Source organism: Flavobacterium algoris, from assembly GCF_048158525.1.
Classification (GTDB): domain Bacteria; phylum Bacteroidota; class Bacteroidia; order Flavobacteriales; family Flavobacteriaceae; genus Flavobacterium; species Flavobacterium algoris.
The window spans coordinates 64,619-79,668 of sequence record NZ_JBLNKT010000015.1; the positions used below are offsets into that span (position 1 = coordinate 64,619).

Here is a 15,050-nt window from a genome sequence, read left to right on the forward strand (position 1 = left end):
ATTATTTTTTGTTAATTACTAGGGCAACTTTAGCAGTTGATTTCTCTGGCTGAATAACTTGTCCTTCCTGAAGTTTGTCGATACCGCTTAACACGATTTGGTCGCCTGATTTCACACCGTCTTTGATAAGATAGTCTGTCCCGCTTTTACCGATAACCGTGATTGGCATTTTGTTGACCTTGTTTCCTTTGTTTAGGGTGAAAACGAAAATTTTATCCTGCATTTCTATCGTGGCAGATTGAGGAACTAAAATGGCATCGTCATGTTGAATGCCTAAACGAATTTTGCCTGTATTTCCGGAGCGTAAAGTACCGCTTGCATTAGGGAAAGTTGCTCTAACTGTTATAGCTCCGGTATTTTTATCAAATTGCCCGTCGACCATATCGATTTTTCCTAATTGAGAATAGGTGCTGCCATCGGCTAATAGTAGAGAAACAGGAGGTAATTGTTTGATTTTATCTCCAATTGTATTCCCTGAATATTGACTTTTAAAGTTGATAAAATCCGTTTCTCCTAATGAAAAATAAGCATACACTTCGTGAACATCGGAAAGGTTGGTTAATGGTTCAACATCGCTTGCAGATACTAAACTTCCTTGTTTTTTTGGAAGTCTTCCAATGTAACCGCTTACTGGAGCTTTGATTGTCGTGTAACTCAAGTTAATTCTTGCAGATTCTACCATTGCTTTGGCTTGCTCTATATTCGAAGCTGCAATTCTGTGAGAAGCTTTAGCTGTTTTTAACTGATAGTCCGAAACTACTTTGTTTTGTACAAGTGGAGTCAACTTATCAATTTCCAATTGCGCGTTGATTAATGCTGCTTCGGCACCGTGAAGGTTTGCCAATGCATTGTTAAGCTGCTCACGGAAAGGACGTTCGTTTATTTTGAATAAAGATTGTCCTTTTGAAACGTAAGCCCCTTCATCGATATAAACGCGGTCTAGATTACCGCTTACTTGTGGGCGGATTTCTACATCAACCGTTCCTTGTATGGAAGCAGGATATTCGGCATCAGTAGTAGCATTTGAATTTTTAATTGCCATAACGGGCAGGAGCGGAGCGGGTGCAGCAGCAGGTGCTTGCGATTTATCTGCACAGCTGATTAAAAACACAGCCATTATGCTTAAAATGGTAATTTTTTTCATGATTGGAATTGGATTTAAATTGGTTTTAGATATTGTAGTTGTTTTTGGAATAAACGTTTCAGAATTCATGCTGTTTTTTATTTAAAGGTTAATAATTTAGTGCAGCGATAATTCTGGAATAATCGTTTCAGAATCAATGCTGTAATTTAAAAATGCGTATGTTTATTGTATATTATTTTCTGAAATAAACGTTCCAGAATTTAAGTAAAAAAAAAGATGTTATTTAAATATATTTTTAATCAGGAATTCCGACATTTTTTTGATTTTGATTGGATTTCTATGGAGAATATAGGATTGTTTCCAACCAGTAAATGATGTCATAATATACTCTGCCATTAAAGCAGCATCTTCGGTATCATCCATTTCCTTATTATCCATCGCTTTTTGAACCGTTTCAGCTAAAAAATCAATAAAAATATCATTGTTTTTACTCATTAAGTTGCGAACTACAAGGTCTTCAGGTGCTAACTCAAAAATAGTTTTAATACCAAGACAACCTTTTTCACAATCTACTATCCAAGATGCTTTATCATTAATAATGTTGATAAGAGCTTGCTTGGCAGATTTTTCATTGGCCACTTTTTGCTTTACTTCGCACATTGCTGTTTCAAAATAATTGCTGATGCATTTCATAAATAATTGGTGTTTGTCGCCAATTGTATTATATAAACTACTTCTATTGATCTGCATTGCATCCACGAGGTCTTGCATTGAAGTAGCATTATATCCTTTTTCCCAAAAGACATTCATTGCTTTTTCAATTTTTTCAACTTCGTTAAATTCTACACAGCGAGCCATAAGATTTAATTTTAAAGTGCAAAGATATAATTATTTTTGGAACAATCGTTTCAGAATTCAATTTTATTTTTAATTTCAGCTGTATTTAGTTTTTTAAGAGCTATAAAAATAATTACTTTTGTTTAACTTTCGATTTAACTTATTCAATTACCCTATTTAAAATATTTAGTCAATATTGTTAACTACTTTTATTCAGTAAAAATCTTTTAAAGAATTTATTTTGTGAAAAGTAAGCTGTACTTAGCGAAATTGAATTCTATAAGGACTGAATACTTATAAGTCCCGAAGGGTGACCAGTGTAACGCAGCCATTATGCGCTTGCAACATTCTTAAGTCACTATCTTAGCTGCCTTTTAGTCCGTTTCGAATGAAAAATGCACTTAAATTCCTATAAAAAATCTCCAATCACTATTTTTGAATATACCTGCTAATTCTCAGCTATTGTTAACTGATAGTGTTAAGGAAGATACCCATTTCATAAAAAAAGTACATTCAAGTAATGGCAACGGACATTCTTTGAATTGGTTTCTGAAGCAGCATCAGGTTTCTATTTTCGGGTTTGAAGTTTATCAGAATGAGTCTGATAATCAATAGTGGTTTTTTGTTTTCATCCTAATGCGGAACGCTCCGATAAAAATCTAAATCTGTATCCCTTCAATATTTATTGGAATCTGGTTAATGAAATCTTCCAAAGATTTAAATTCAGTATGTTCCTCTCACTCTTTAAATATTAGATTTGCTAATCTAATTGAATAAACAGTTAAAAATTGTTGACCAATTACTTGTGTTTTCGGGTTCGTGACTACTTTTTTGAATCACTTAAAAAAATCAGGTGAGCTAGCTTAGTCTTTATTTTTGTTAATACAAATTTGTAAATTTTTAGTAAATTTTTATTTATCGTAAAATATTCGTTAATTTACAGTGATTCCCAAATCAAAATTATAATTTATCGATATTTAAATATTTTTTTTTTTAGAAAAATACTATGTTATTATTAGAAAACAAAAAAAAATTAGGGGGATTATTTGATATTAAAAAATGTCAACAGGAATTTCATGCTATTTTATCATTTGCAACGGAACTTTGTGAAATTCCACATGCATTTATTTCTTTTAATGATACTGAAAATCATATTATTCAAGTTAATGTAGGTTTTGATTTTATTACAATTCCTGAGAGTGTGTTACTTTATCAACTGGATGTAATTCAGCAAAACAAAATTTCGATAGTCACTGATATTACTCAAGATAGCAACCATAGATTAAATAATTTAACTCCTTTTTCTTTTTTTGCGGGACTCCCTATTTGTATTGATGAAAATTTAGTTGTAGGAACTCTTTGTATTATGGATATAAAGCCCAAAGTGCTTTCCCGAATAGAGTTGAAATCTTTAAATCATGCTGTATCACAAATTCAATTTTTATTGGAATTAGACCTGAAAAATAAGGAGTTGCAAAAAATAATACAGGAAAAAGAAAATCACTTTGAGTTATTTATTGAAAATTCAAACGAAATATTTTTTGAACTTGCCTTAGACGGAACAATTAATTCAGTTTCCGAAAACTGGACAGCATCTGTTGGATATGAAATTAATGAAGTTGTAGGTAAAAAAAACTCTAATTTTATTCATCCTGAAGATATTGTAAAGGTAAGCTGTTTTTTAAGTAACCTGACCCTGGGAGGGAAAAGTGATGAAGAAATTATATACAGAATGTTGCACAAAGAAGGTTATTATGCATGGCATTCTTCCCGTGTAAAATTAGTAAAAAAAGAAAATAGACAGTTTTATATTGGGAATTGTAGGGATATTACTGCTAATGTTAAAGCATTACAAGATCTTTCCAACCAAAAAGAATTTTACGAAAAAATATTAGATCGCCTACCAATAGATATATCCGTTTGGGACTATAATCATAAATATACTTATTTAAATCCAGTCGCAATTAAAAATCGTGAGTTGCGAGAATTTATTATCGGAAAAGATGATTTTGAACATAGCGATAGAGGCAATACATTTGTAGAAAATCTCCGCGTTAAATTTATGCAGGCTTTAGAGGCGAGAGATTCTGTTAGATGGGAAGATACGATTCAGCTTCAAAATGGACAAAATACCTATCACACTCGAGAATTTGTACCTGTTTTTCTTGAGAATGGATCTCTTGAAATGATGTTGGGTTTCGGAATTGATGTAACGGAGAGTAAAAAAAATCAATTAGAAATCCTTAAAAGCAGACAGCTAACTGATAGTATTATTAAGAACGTAGCTGTTGGGATTTTGGTTCAAAGTCCGCAATCTGAAATATTAGAAAATAATAAAGCAGTTTGTGAAATGTTTGGTCTCACCGAAAATCAACTTCTTGGAAAAAAATGTTTTGGTGAGCAATGTAACGTAATTCATCTTGATGGGACTAACTTTAGATCTGAAGATTATCCGGTGATTCAGGCTATTCAAAAATTAAAGCCAATAAATAAAATTGTCATGGGAGTTCATCGACCTATATTTAATGATTTGATTTGGCTATTGGTTGATGCTGTACCAGTATTTGGAGATTTTGGTGAATTACTTTATGTAATATGCTCTTTCAATGATATTACTACACAAAAAAAGGCAGAAGATGATTTAATATTTAGTAATGAGCGATTTACGTATTCGAATGAAGCGACTTTTGATGTGCTTTGGGATTGGAATATGATTGCTGATGAAATTTTTATTGGAGAAAGTTATTCCGTTCTTTTTGGACATCGATTTGAGAGTAACATTATTACGGAACAAAAATATGCGAGCTATGTACATCCTGAAGATAGAGAGGCTTATTTTGAATCTATTAAAAAATCAATCGGTGATGGAGTTTATAGATGGTCTCATGAATACCAATATCTAAAAGCAGATGGCACATATGCTTACGTAAATAACAAAGGCGTAATAATACGAAATGATGCGGGTAGAGCCATTCGAGTAATTGGTGCAATGCAAGACATTACAAAAGAAAAAAAACTGAAAGATGAATTACAACAAAGCGAAGAACAATTTAAAAGTGCCTTTCAGCACTCAGCGGTAGGAACAGCTTTAGTGAATTTAGAAGGATATTACATAGAAATTAATGAAAGGCTTTGTGAAATATTTGGTTACTCAAATGAGGAGCTGAAATCTATTAAATTCCAGGATATCAACCATCCCAAAGATTTGAAGCAAACTATGATAGATAAAAAAAAAATAGATTATGGGGAAATATCAAACTTTAGTGGAGAAAAAAGGTTTATTCATAAAAATAAATCTATAGTCTGGACTCATATATCGGTTTCAGTTCTTATAAATGAGGCAAACCATATTGATCATTATATAGTTCAAATTATCGATATCACTGAAAGAAAAAAAATAGAGAAGGAAAATAGATTGTTAACAAAGGAAAATAATAGAAACAAAACGATTCAGCTTAATGAGGCCAAGAATATGTACCGTCTTTTGGCAGATAACACGGTGGATTTAGTTTGTTTACATAATTTGGATACCTCTTTTCAATATGTTTCTCCATCCATACAAAAACTATTGGGCTATACTCCTGAAGAGTTAATAGGTAAATTTCCTTATGAATTTGTTCATCCTGAAGACATTGAAACACTAAAAAATAGTATTCATGGTTTAACAGAAATAGAAGATGTTTCGGTAAGGGCAAGGTTTAGAAATATAGAAAATAATTATTTTTGGTTTGAAAGTAAAGCTATCTTAGTAAAAGAAAATGGTGTTCCAATAAATTTTCAATCGAGTACAAGAGATATCACTCAGCGAAAAGAAGCAGAGGAAATAGTTGAAAATACATTGATTCAAGAACGTGAATTAAATGAATTACGTACCAATTTAATTTCTACAATCTCTCATGAATTTAGAACGCCAATGACCACAATCCGGACAAGTACTGAATTGATAGCCATGTATCTTGAAGGGTGTAATTTTGAAAATTCAATTCATGTCGCAAAACGAGTAAATACAATAACCGAAGAAATTGACCGAATAGTTGAATTAATGGATGCAGTTTTAACTATTTCCAAAGATGATTCAGGTAAAACTAGTTTTAATCCAGTTGAATTCGATTTAAAACAGGTTTGTATTAATGTGATTGAGAACAGTTATAGCGAGCAAATAGATAAAAGAAAGGTTGAAACATCATTTGACGGAGAAAATTTTGTAGTTTTTGCGGATATTAACTTAATGAAATACTCCCTTTTTAATCTGTTAAATAATGCTTTTAAATATTCTAAAGGTACTGTAGATGTCATCCTTAAGCTTTTTATAAAGGAGAGTAAAGTTGTTGTTGAAATCATCGATTTTGGAATTGGAATTCCAGAAGAAGACCAAACAAAACTTTTTAACACTTTTTTTAGAGCCAGTAATACCAATGGAATTCAGGGCACCGGTTTAGGTCTTTATATTATTAAAACTTTTACTGAAAAAAATTTTGGAACTGTGCAATTAGAGAGTGAATTAGGCAAAGGGACTAAAGTCACTCTGCAATTTCCATTGTTAACATAATATAAACTATGGCTAGAATCTTAATTATTGATGATGAAACAAAACTTAGAGAAACCATTTGTGAAATGTTATCTTTTGTTGGATATGATGTTTACCAAGCCGAAAACGGAAGCGAAGGACTAGAAAAAGTCAATAAACTACAGCCGGATCTAATTATTTGTGACATTATGATGCCTATACTGGATGGTTATGGTTTTATTAAACAGCATCAACTCTCCAATTATTCTAATATTCCAGTATTATTTCTTACTGCAAAAGTGGAACTAAAAGATATAGAAAACGCAATTAAGATAGGTGTAAAAGGGTATATAAAAAAACCTTTTCTTTTCAGTGAGCTAAAGCAACAAATAGAATTTTATTTATTACCTGAAAATTAGGTTGCAATAAAAGTATTAGACTTATTTACAGCTTATTTTCTCTAATGAATCGACAAAATCAAGAAAGACATCTTAAAATCTTGACAGATTCAACGTTAAACTCCTGTTTGTTAGTTTTTAAGATATTTTTGTTTTCAAATTTAGTAACAAAATTTTTAGCATGTAGTAGGTTTTTTTTTGAAATTGTAATTTCATTAAAACCAAATTTACCTTTATTAATTAAAAGTTTATAGCTATAGTTTTCTATAGATAAGGTAATTACAATCAAAATTGAAATTAGAGTTATATACAAAGATTGAGATATAAAGTTCAAATCTTGAAATTCCAATTTCAGTAATAAATATAAGAAAACCGTAAATAATAGTACTAATATATTAGCCGTTAAATCTGTATTTTTTATGATTCTTACATTTGAAATTTGATCTAAACAGATACTTATCCTATCACTATCCGTTTTAAAAATTACTTTAGATTCTAAAATTATAAGAAGAGGATTCTCCTCCAGGATTGTTTCTGTATTATTTGAAGTTTTAAAATTTATTTCCATAATTTTTTATTTGATTAAAAAAAACTCATCAAAAACAGCCAATACTAATTAAATAATTATAGCATAAATAGTTCTCTCTCCGCTCTAAAAATCCTTTAAGGAGGCTGTTTATAAAGTATTACTCAGGCTTATTGTTCAAATATATAGTTTGTAGTTCGGTATCTTCTTTTTTTAATTTATCTGTTTAAAAAGAATACTCATGATTTGTAATTTTATAAAAAAAAGCCTTTATATAAGATTTTGAACTTAATTTTCAGCTTTATAAAAAAGTTTTAGAAATTCTTTGTCTATGTTAGACATATAGAAGATTTTTACGTATCTCTCACTTCAAATAATATTGATTTTGTAATGTTTAATTATTTAAAGTAAGAATTAACTGATTAATTTTAGGTATTAATTTAATCATTATTAAGACTTAATAAAAATTAAAATAAAAAAATATTAGTAACTTAAAAAAATATACTCATAAATAATATTTTTTCTTCTTTTAAAAAAAAAAAAAATAAAGCTTAAAATAAATATATTTTAAGCTTTTTTTTATCTCATTTTGGATTGTATGTTTACATTTATTTTCATGAGTCAAATTGATTTCCGATGTCAAAACTTAAAATTATTTTTCTATCATATTTTTTTTATTCTGTACTTTTTTCACAAACCAGGCAACATGAAATTGATAATTTAAAAGGTTTATTCAAAACAGAGCAGCAGGATTCTACTGGGATACTAATTTTAAAGACAAGGATGAAGTTAAAGTTAGCCAAATATAATCGTGTTCATAATACCTATGCCAAAACTGAGATTGCAGATTTAATTTTCAAAAAAAAGGAAAAGAGCAATGAGTTAATTGAGAAAAGAATCTGTTTTAATATTTTGTTATTCTTGTTTTTAATAGCTTTATCTGTTTTGTTTTTCGTGATATACTGTCTCTATAGAAACAAGCTTTTGTTGACTGCTGTTCAAGAAAAAAAAATGAACTTGGAAGATTCAAATATGCTGATTGCTAATTCTCTAAATGAGAAAGAAATTTTATTAAAAGAAATCCATCACCGGGTAAAAAACAATTTGCAATTGGTGATCAGTTTGCTGAACATTCAAGCACGCCAGGGCGGGAGCAATACTATTGATGATTTTATGGAAAAGGGGGAATCCAGAATAGCTGTGATGGCTTTGATTCATGAAAATCTTTATCAAACTAATAATTTAGAAAAAGTTAATTATCAGAAGTATTTGGAGAATTTAATTGAAAATATACTAACCATTAATGATAAAAAAAACTTTTCCGTTGCTATTAATACAGAAAAAATTTTTCTGGATATTCAAACTTCTGTTTCCTTAGGATTGATTATTAATGAATTATTTAGTAATGCACTGAAGCATGCTTTTCCTGGATCTATGGTAGGAAAAGTAACAATTAATTTAAAACAGCTAGGTAACGGTAATTACGAGTTACTTTTTTGTGACAACGGGATAGGGGTTAATTTTTCGAAAAAATCAAAAAAATCTTTAGGGTTGACTCTAGTTCATTTATTAGTGGAACAGCTGGAAGCAACCCTTACCAGTGAGAGTATTTCAGGTACTGCTTATCAGATTAATTTCAAACAAGTTGTATAAATATAATTTAAAAATATAAATTATGAAACCTACCATAATTATTGTTGAAGATAGTTTGATTATTGCCATGGATATTCGAAGTATTTTAGAGCAAGAGGGCTATAATGTCATTAGTAATGTAGTCAGTGTGGAGCAAGCAATACTTCTAATTGAAAAAACTCCACCTGATTTGGTATTAATAGATATTAATTTAAAAAGGGAAAAGGATGGCGTGAATTTAGGGCATTATCTCCTGAAAAAAGGAGGCATTCCTTATGTTTATATTACTTCTTGCTCGGATAAATTCACTCTTGAAAGAGTAAAAGAAACGTACCCTCAGGGATTTATTGTAAAACCCTTTAAAAAAATAGATATTCTAACAACGGTCTCTTTGGCTCTTAATAATTTTAAACAAAATAATATAGAAGCCACTAAAACTAGCGATATTATAGATCTTGAGGTTCCTTATATTTTAAAAGGTATTGTTAGTTATATTGAAGACAATATTAATGAAAAGATAACTATTTCTGACCTGTCGTTACGATCCCGCTGGAAGGAACAACACTTTATACGTGTTTTTACAAATTATATAGGAGAAACCCCGTATCAATTTATATTGTCAAAGAAAATAGCAATGGCCAAAAAGATGATTATTGAAACGGATATTCCAGTAATTGAAATAGGATTTGAATTAGGGTTTCAGAGTCATGCCAATTTTTGTAATGCTTTCAAAAAAATCACAAGTAAAACACCTACTAATTTTAGAATATTTTATAGTAAGCTTAGACCTGTAGCATAAATTGCTGTTATAATTTATTCTTTTTATCTCTTGCTACTGTATTAGGAATGGCTGCGCTAAAATCTTTTTTATTCTTTGTAAGCTGAGTTCGATTAATAATTTTAGGTGAAAAATCGTATAAAAAAAGAATAGTTTTATGTTTAAGTTATTGATATTTAAATATTTAAGAAAATATTCCTCTTATGATTAATTTTGATAAAGTTACAGATGTTTTCTGTCTAGTTGATGAGTTTTGCAATAATTTTGATAATTACACCAAAAACTTCATTATTGGAAAGCCTTCAAAACGTCCGCTAGTAATGTCTAAAAGCGAAGTGATAACAATTACGATTTTATTTCATTTCATTTGAGTGGTTTTCGTTGTTTTAAACACTTTGAGTTGTTTTTTTTAGAATACGTCTTGTTATTTATATCCCGTAAGTCTTGTTCTATAAAATAATAACTGTCAAAATAAAACGGCTCTGGATTTACTGAAAAAGGTAAATTAAATCTTGGGCATAGCGATAATTCTTTACTCTTTAAATATTTTTTTTGTTTTTTTTAACAGATGTAGTTATGAAATATCAATAATCGATATGTAGTATAGTTTTTCGATGGCACGTTTTTTCTCTATTGTACTACTATTGCATACTATTTAAGTTCAAAGATTAAGAAAATAGTATTGTAATAATTAGTTCTAATCGGTTTTTGATTTTTTGAAGAAGAGCTGCTAATAATGATTAAAAATAATTTTAATTAAAAAATAATAAGGGATGGATGGGAAAAGTAATTATCAGGTTCTAATGATGACTGTGATTTTGCTTCTGTTAAATTGTACTGTTGAGGCACAGATGCTAAACCGTCAGATGCTTTCTTCGCAAGGTAATAATATTGTCCTGAAGAATGGAACGTTTGTAAGTCAATCGATAGGGCAGCAAAGTGTGTTTGGCAGCTTTAGTAATTCAGATTTTATAGTGCAGCAAGGATTTCAACATAGTGCGAAATCAAATTTTAATAAAGTGGTTCCTCTTGCTAGTGAAGTTATTTCGACTCTGGTATATCCAACTCCTCTAGTGGAGAATTTGAATTTTAAGTTTTCATTAGAAATAAAAGGAGCTATTAAAATATCAATTTTAAATGTTTCGGGTGTCCTTGTTTATAAGGGAGAAAAATACGCTAATGGTACTATTTTGTCTATTCAATCTTTGGGGTATTTACCAACTGGGGTTTATGTTGTCTATCTATCGGCCTCGAATTATAAATATGCCGGTAAAATATTAAAAAATTAAAATATTAAAAAATGAAAAAAAATCTACTTTTTATCTTTTTTGTAATTAATATAGGTGTTCATGCACAAAGCGTTTATTTTAAAACTGGTGTAAATAATACGAATTACCACTACAAATCCGAGTTGGGTGAGGTTAGTAAAGTGTTTCAGTCACAATTAGGTGACGCCTATGAAATAGGATATAGATTTCCTTTAAGTGATAGTTTGAGATTTTCTTATGAAATAGGTTTGGTTTTAAATGAATACAATGCAATTGTAGGAGTGCCTAATGCCAGTATTAAATGGAAAACGGACTATGTTGGTATTCAAAGCACATTTATTTGTCCTATTGTAAAATTAGATTGTTTTACTATAGATGCAAAAGCTGGAGGTGGATTGAATACTATTCTGTACGGGAAACAAGATTTAAATGGTATTGTTTATGATTTAAAAAAGAATAATGATTTTGAAGGTGTTGTTTTTCATGTTCTTCTTGGCTTGCAGGCCAATTTGAAAGCTTCAGAATATTGCCATTTGAGTATTGGCTATAATTATTCAAATAGTATTAGTTCTCTTAAAAGTCCCCAAAAATTTTCTTTTGAAACCAATCAAATCATGTTTGGTATTCATTTAACAAAATTTAAAAAAATAGATAAAAAAGAAAAAAATAATTTATGAAAAATAATTTACTCTTATTACTAGTATTGCTTTTTACAACAGTTTTTTACGCTCAAACAAATGGAATTGCCTATCAGGCAGTTCTTTATAAGCCAGAAGGTAAAACGCTGCCAGGTGTGGCTGCTTCGACTTCACCGATGATAAATACTGCTATTTGTTTGCGTTTTACGTTTTTTGACGGTGCTAATTCTCTTGAATATCAAGAAACAATTAGTACTAAGACGGATGAATTTGGTATCGTAAATACATCTATTGGTACAGGAACTCAATCTGCCGGATATGTAGTTTCTTTTAAAGATATTAAATGGAATGTTAATGATAAGACTTTAAAAGTTGAATTGGATGAAAAAGGAACTTGTAGTTCATTTATAGAGATAAGTAATCAGCCTTTTTCTTCTTCTCCTTTTGCCTTTAATGCGATTACTGCTAATAATGTTTCGGGTATAGTAGCATTGGATAATGGGGGTACAGGAGCCAATAACGTAGATGATGCGCTTATTAATTTAGGGGCGGAAGATATATTAAATAAGAGTGTTGATATTGGGCTTGATGCTGATTCAAATCAAAAATATCCTAGTGTGAAATCGGTAAAAACGTATGTAGATGGACTAATAGCTACTACCCTAAAAGAAAATGTAATTGATTATATAGCAACAGACGGTCAGGTTCAGTTTAAAACGGTGATACCTATAGCTAGTGGTAAAAATGTCAATGTATATAGGAATGGCATTAGAATCAGTATAATTATTGTTGACCCAAATACGATACGATTAGAGGCTGGAGTAATTTGTTATGCCAACGATGAAATAAAAATAGTGCAATTCTATTAAAAATAATCCTTAAATCTTCAGTAAACAATTAAAACAATTAAAACAATTAAAACAATGAAACAAAATTATTTTTTAAAAGCAGCTGGAATAGTAGCTATTCTAGTTTTGATGTCAAATCAAGTAACCGCTCAATCAACTAGTGATGTATCACAAGGTACAATGGCAGTAAAAGTTATAGATAACAAAGGTACTATCAAATACTTTCAGTCGAACAATGGTATTACTCAAATTGTTAATGCGACTGATGATGTAACTACCACCACTTGGCAATTGGGTGGAATCCTAACGGATAAAACTTATATTGATACAAATGGAAAAGAATTTGGATTGGCAGGATTGGCTATTACAGGTTCAAGTGCATCTGATGGAACTTCTAATGGTTACACTTTATTAGTAAATAATTCTGTAACAGGTAAAGTGGAAAGATTACTTGCTTCAAGTTTAATTCAGGGTGGTGTTGCAGAAAAGGTATTAGCTGCTGATCAGTCAGCTGCTTATGTAATTGCAGCGGCAGCCCTTACTGGATTGACAACAGAAAAAAATAGAATTTCACTATTTAGAAATGGTATTAAATTACGTCAAAGTGATTGGACTTTATCAGGTGGAGCTATAACAATTACGCCTACTACTGATTTACCATTATTTTTAAATGATGTACTAGAAATACAATGGGTTAAATAAGTATTTTCTTGATGGGTTAGAAGTCTTAATTTTTTTTGAATAATAAAAATTTATTGTATTTGATGCTCGCTTGTTTGATAGGTACTAGAAAACAAAGATAAAAGAGCGTCAAATGCATTAATTTTTTTTTTAAAATAATATAAATTAACCCATTGGGTATAATTATTAAAACGGTTTTCGATACATTTTTTGGTCCGTTTTACTACTTAAAAACATTAGAACTGACGGTTGTGATAATTACACCCAACGGGTTATAAATTATATTTTAAGAGATTTAAACAACTATTTAGTAAAACTATTAATGTTGTTATTTTGAAGTACTGTCCCTTATTATTTAGCACACTTTTTATTTACCTTATTAATTATTTATATGAAACACACTTTAAAAATATTTTTTATTTTATTTTATTTATTCCTATTGGGGCCTGATGGCTATGCACAAATTATTAATGTCATAGACAATAAAGGAACTATAAAAAAAATAGAAAATAGTAAATGGCTTTTTTCAGCTGATGGAAATTCTATTTATAATACAGCTACAGATAAATCGGTAAGCATAGGTACAACTAGTGCTGATGGGTCTGCGGTATTGGACGTAAGTTCTCTAAACAAAGGTTTTTTGCCTCCCAGATTGACGAATATTCAACGTAATGCTATTATAACACCAGCTGTTGGTCTCTGTATTTTTAATACAGATTCTAACGCTTTTGAGGTTAATATAGGTACGGTTAATACTCCTTCATGGCAATCAATAGCTGATAGCGCAGTAACTACGGAGAAGATAAAAGATGGAACAATAACGAGTGCTGATTTAAGTGCAACCGCTTCTATAGCGAATACTTTAAATACAGCTATAACGAATAATAACGGAATTACTACAACAGTTTATCCCACTTTTGTAACAGGAACTACAGGCAATTTACCACAGAATGTAGCAGATGGAAAATTATCATTTGTCCCAAGTACGGGAGTTTTAAGTGCGACAAAATTTGCAGGGGATGGTTCAGGATTAACTGCAATAACGGCTACGACTAATGCGAATTTAACAGGACCGATAACAAGTTCAGGCAATGCCACATCGGTAGCTTCCCAAAGCGGAACAGGATCTACATTTGTTATGAATACAGCACCAACCTTGGTAACGCCAGTTTTAGGGGTTGCAACGGCGACAACAGTTAATAAATTGACATTAACTGCTCCTGGAACCGGTGCAACATTAACGTTGGCTGATGGAAGTTCTCTAGTTACCTCGGGTTCTTTTTCACAAACATTAACAGCGACAGCCGCAACAAACGTTACTTTGCCTACCACAGGAACCCTTGCTACTTTAGCCGGAATCGAAACCTTGACAGATAAAACCTTTGTTGCACCAGCTTTAGGTACACCAGCATCGGGAGTAGGTACTAACTTAACAGGAACTGCTTCGGGTTTAACGGCTGGTAGTGTTACCACCAATGCGAATTTAACAGGCGAAGTTACCTCTTTAGGTAATGTAGCAACAGTTCCCAATGCAACAGTAATCGGAAAATTATTAACAGGTTATACCAGCGGAGCTGGTGTTATAGCATCAACAGATAACATTCTACAGGCCATTCAAAAATTAGATGGAAATAAAGCGACTAATGCGAATTTAACAGGACCGATAACAAGTTCAGGTAATGCCACATCGGTAGCTTCCCAAAGCGGAACAGGATCTACATTTGTTATGGATACAGCACCAACTTTGGTTACACCAGTTTTAGGGGCTGCAACAGCAACAACGGTTAATAAATTGATATTAACTGCTCCTGCAACCACAGCTACATTAACATTGGCAGAAGGTAGTACCTTAG

The 15,050-nt window shown here is 30.8% G+C and carries 12 protein-coding genes and 1 pseudogene; 10 read left to right on the forward strand and 3 right to left on the reverse strand.

From position 1 onward, the window contains the following. Nucleotide 1: 1 nt before the first annotated feature. Nucleotides 2-1,213, reverse strand: coding sequence for an efflux RND transporter periplasmic adaptor subunit (locus ACM55I_RS09555; RefSeq protein ID WP_416846551.1), 1,212 nt, complete (start codon nucleotides 1,211-1,213; stop codon nucleotides 2-4). 150 nt (nucleotides 1,214-1,363) lie between these two features. Then, nucleotides 1,364-1,942 (reverse strand): TetR/AcrR family transcriptional regulator, encoded by a 579-nt coding sequence (locus ACM55I_RS09560; protein WP_416835146.1) that lies wholly within the window; start codon nucleotides 1,940-1,942, stop codon nucleotides 1,364-1,366. 985 nt (nucleotides 1,943-2,927) lie between these two features. Between ACM55I_RS09560 and ACM55I_RS09565 the strand changes: the two genes are divergently transcribed. Together ACM55I_RS09565 and ACM55I_RS09570 are read left to right on the forward strand one after the other, a co-directional pair. After that, nucleotides 2,928-6,470, forward strand: a complete 3,543-nt coding sequence (locus tag ACM55I_RS09565) for a PAS domain S-box protein (protein WP_416846553.1) — start codon at nucleotides 2,928-2,930, stop codon at nucleotides 6,468-6,470. An 8-nt stretch (nucleotides 6,471-6,478) separates the two neighbouring features. Then, a complete protein-coding gene (locus ACM55I_RS09570; protein ID WP_416846554.1) occupies nucleotides 6,479-6,847 on the forward strand; it encodes a response regulator in 369 nt (122 codons plus the stop codon). Nucleotides 6,848-6,905: 58 nt separating this feature from the next. Here the strand turns inward: ACM55I_RS09570 and ACM55I_RS09575 are convergent, their stop codons facing one another. Beyond that, a complete protein-coding gene (locus ACM55I_RS09575) occupies nucleotides 6,906-7,394 on the reverse strand; it encodes a hypothetical protein (protein WP_416846555.1) in 489 nt (162 codons plus the stop codon). Between the two features lie 594 nt (nucleotides 7,395-7,988). Here ACM55I_RS09575 and ACM55I_RS09580 point away from each other — a divergent pair. From ACM55I_RS09580 to ACM55I_RS09610, 8 genes and pseudogenes are all read left to right on the forward strand, one after another. Then, nucleotides 7,989-9,005, forward strand: coding sequence for a sensor histidine kinase (locus ACM55I_RS09580; RefSeq protein ID WP_416846556.1), 1,017 nt, complete (start codon nucleotides 7,989-7,991; stop codon nucleotides 9,003-9,005). A gap of 22 nt (nucleotides 9,006-9,027) precedes the next feature. Next, on the forward strand, nucleotides 9,028-9,783 hold the full coding sequence (locus tag ACM55I_RS09585; protein WP_416846557.1) for a response regulator transcription factor: 756 nt from the start codon (nucleotides 9,028-9,030) through the stop codon (nucleotides 9,781-9,783). A 182-nt stretch (nucleotides 9,784-9,965) separates the two neighbouring features. Further along, nucleotides 9,966-10,177: pseudogene (locus ACM55I_RS16335) on the forward strand (IS982 family transposase); the annotation flags it as partial. Nucleotides 10,178-10,535: 358 nt separating this feature from the next. Beyond that, nucleotides 10,536-11,051 carry a T9SS type A sorting domain-containing protein gene (locus tag ACM55I_RS09590; RefSeq protein ID WP_416846558.1) on the forward strand — a complete coding sequence of 172 codons (516 nt, stop codon included), beginning with the start codon at nucleotides 10,536-10,538 and terminating at the stop codon, nucleotides 11,049-11,051. 11 nt (nucleotides 11,052-11,062) lie between these two features. Beyond that, nucleotides 11,063-11,707, forward strand: a complete 645-nt coding sequence (locus ACM55I_RS09595; RefSeq protein ID WP_416846560.1) for a hypothetical protein — start codon at nucleotides 11,063-11,065, stop codon at nucleotides 11,705-11,707. Next, nucleotides 11,704-12,537: a hypothetical protein gene (locus ACM55I_RS09600; protein WP_416846561.1), complete on the forward strand. Its 834-nt coding sequence runs from the start codon at nucleotides 11,704-11,706 to the stop codon at nucleotides 12,535-12,537. Before ACM55I_RS09595 ends, ACM55I_RS09600 begins: the two co-directional genes overlap by 4 nt. Nucleotides 12,538-12,591: 54 nt before the next feature. Continuing rightward, complete coding sequence (locus ACM55I_RS09605; RefSeq protein ID WP_416846563.1) at nucleotides 12,592-13,218, forward strand: hypothetical protein; 627 nt, start codon at nucleotides 12,592-12,594, stop codon at nucleotides 13,216-13,218. A gap of 370 nt (nucleotides 13,219-13,588) precedes the next feature. Further along, nucleotides 13,589-15,050, forward strand: a 1,462-nt coding sequence (locus ACM55I_RS09610; protein WP_416846564.1) for a beta strand repeat-containing protein, incomplete at its 3' end; no start/stop codon positions are given.

Coding starts and splice junctions, on each gene's coding strand:
- ACM55I_RS09555 (WP_416846551.1), bottom strand. CDS start 1,213: ATGAATTCTGAAACGTTTATTCCAAAAACAACTACAATATCTAAAACC.
- ACM55I_RS09560 (WP_416835146.1), bottom strand. CDS start 1,942: ATGGCTCGCTGTGTAGAATTTAACGAAGTTGAAAAAATTGAAAAAGCA.
- ACM55I_RS09565 (WP_416846553.1), top strand. CDS start 2,928: ATGTTATTATTAGAAAACAAAAAAAAATTAGGGGGATTATTTGATATT.
- ACM55I_RS09570 (WP_416846554.1), top strand. CDS start 6,479: ATGGCTAGAATCTTAATTATTGATGATGAAACAAAACTTAGAGAAACC.
- ACM55I_RS09575 (WP_416846555.1), bottom strand. CDS start 7,394: ATGGAAATAAATTTTAAAACTTCAAATAATACAGAAACAATCCTGGAG.
- ACM55I_RS09580 (WP_416846556.1), top strand. CDS start 7,989: ATGTCAAAACTTAAAATTATTTTTCTATCATATTTTTTTTATTCTGTA.
- ACM55I_RS09585 (WP_416846557.1), top strand. CDS start 9,028: ATGAAACCTACCATAATTATTGTTGAAGATAGTTTGATTATTGCCATG.
- ACM55I_RS09590 (WP_416846558.1), top strand. CDS start 10,536: ATGGATGGGAAAAGTAATTATCAGGTTCTAATGATGACTGTGATTTTG.
- ACM55I_RS09595 (WP_416846560.1), top strand. CDS start 11,063: ATGAAAAAAAATCTACTTTTTATCTTTTTTGTAATTAATATAGGTGTT.
- ACM55I_RS09600 (WP_416846561.1), top strand. CDS start 11,704: ATGAAAAATAATTTACTCTTATTACTAGTATTGCTTTTTACAACAGTT.
- ACM55I_RS09605 (WP_416846563.1), top strand. CDS start 12,592: ATGAAACAAAATTATTTTTTAAAAGCAGCTGGAATAGTAGCTATTCTA.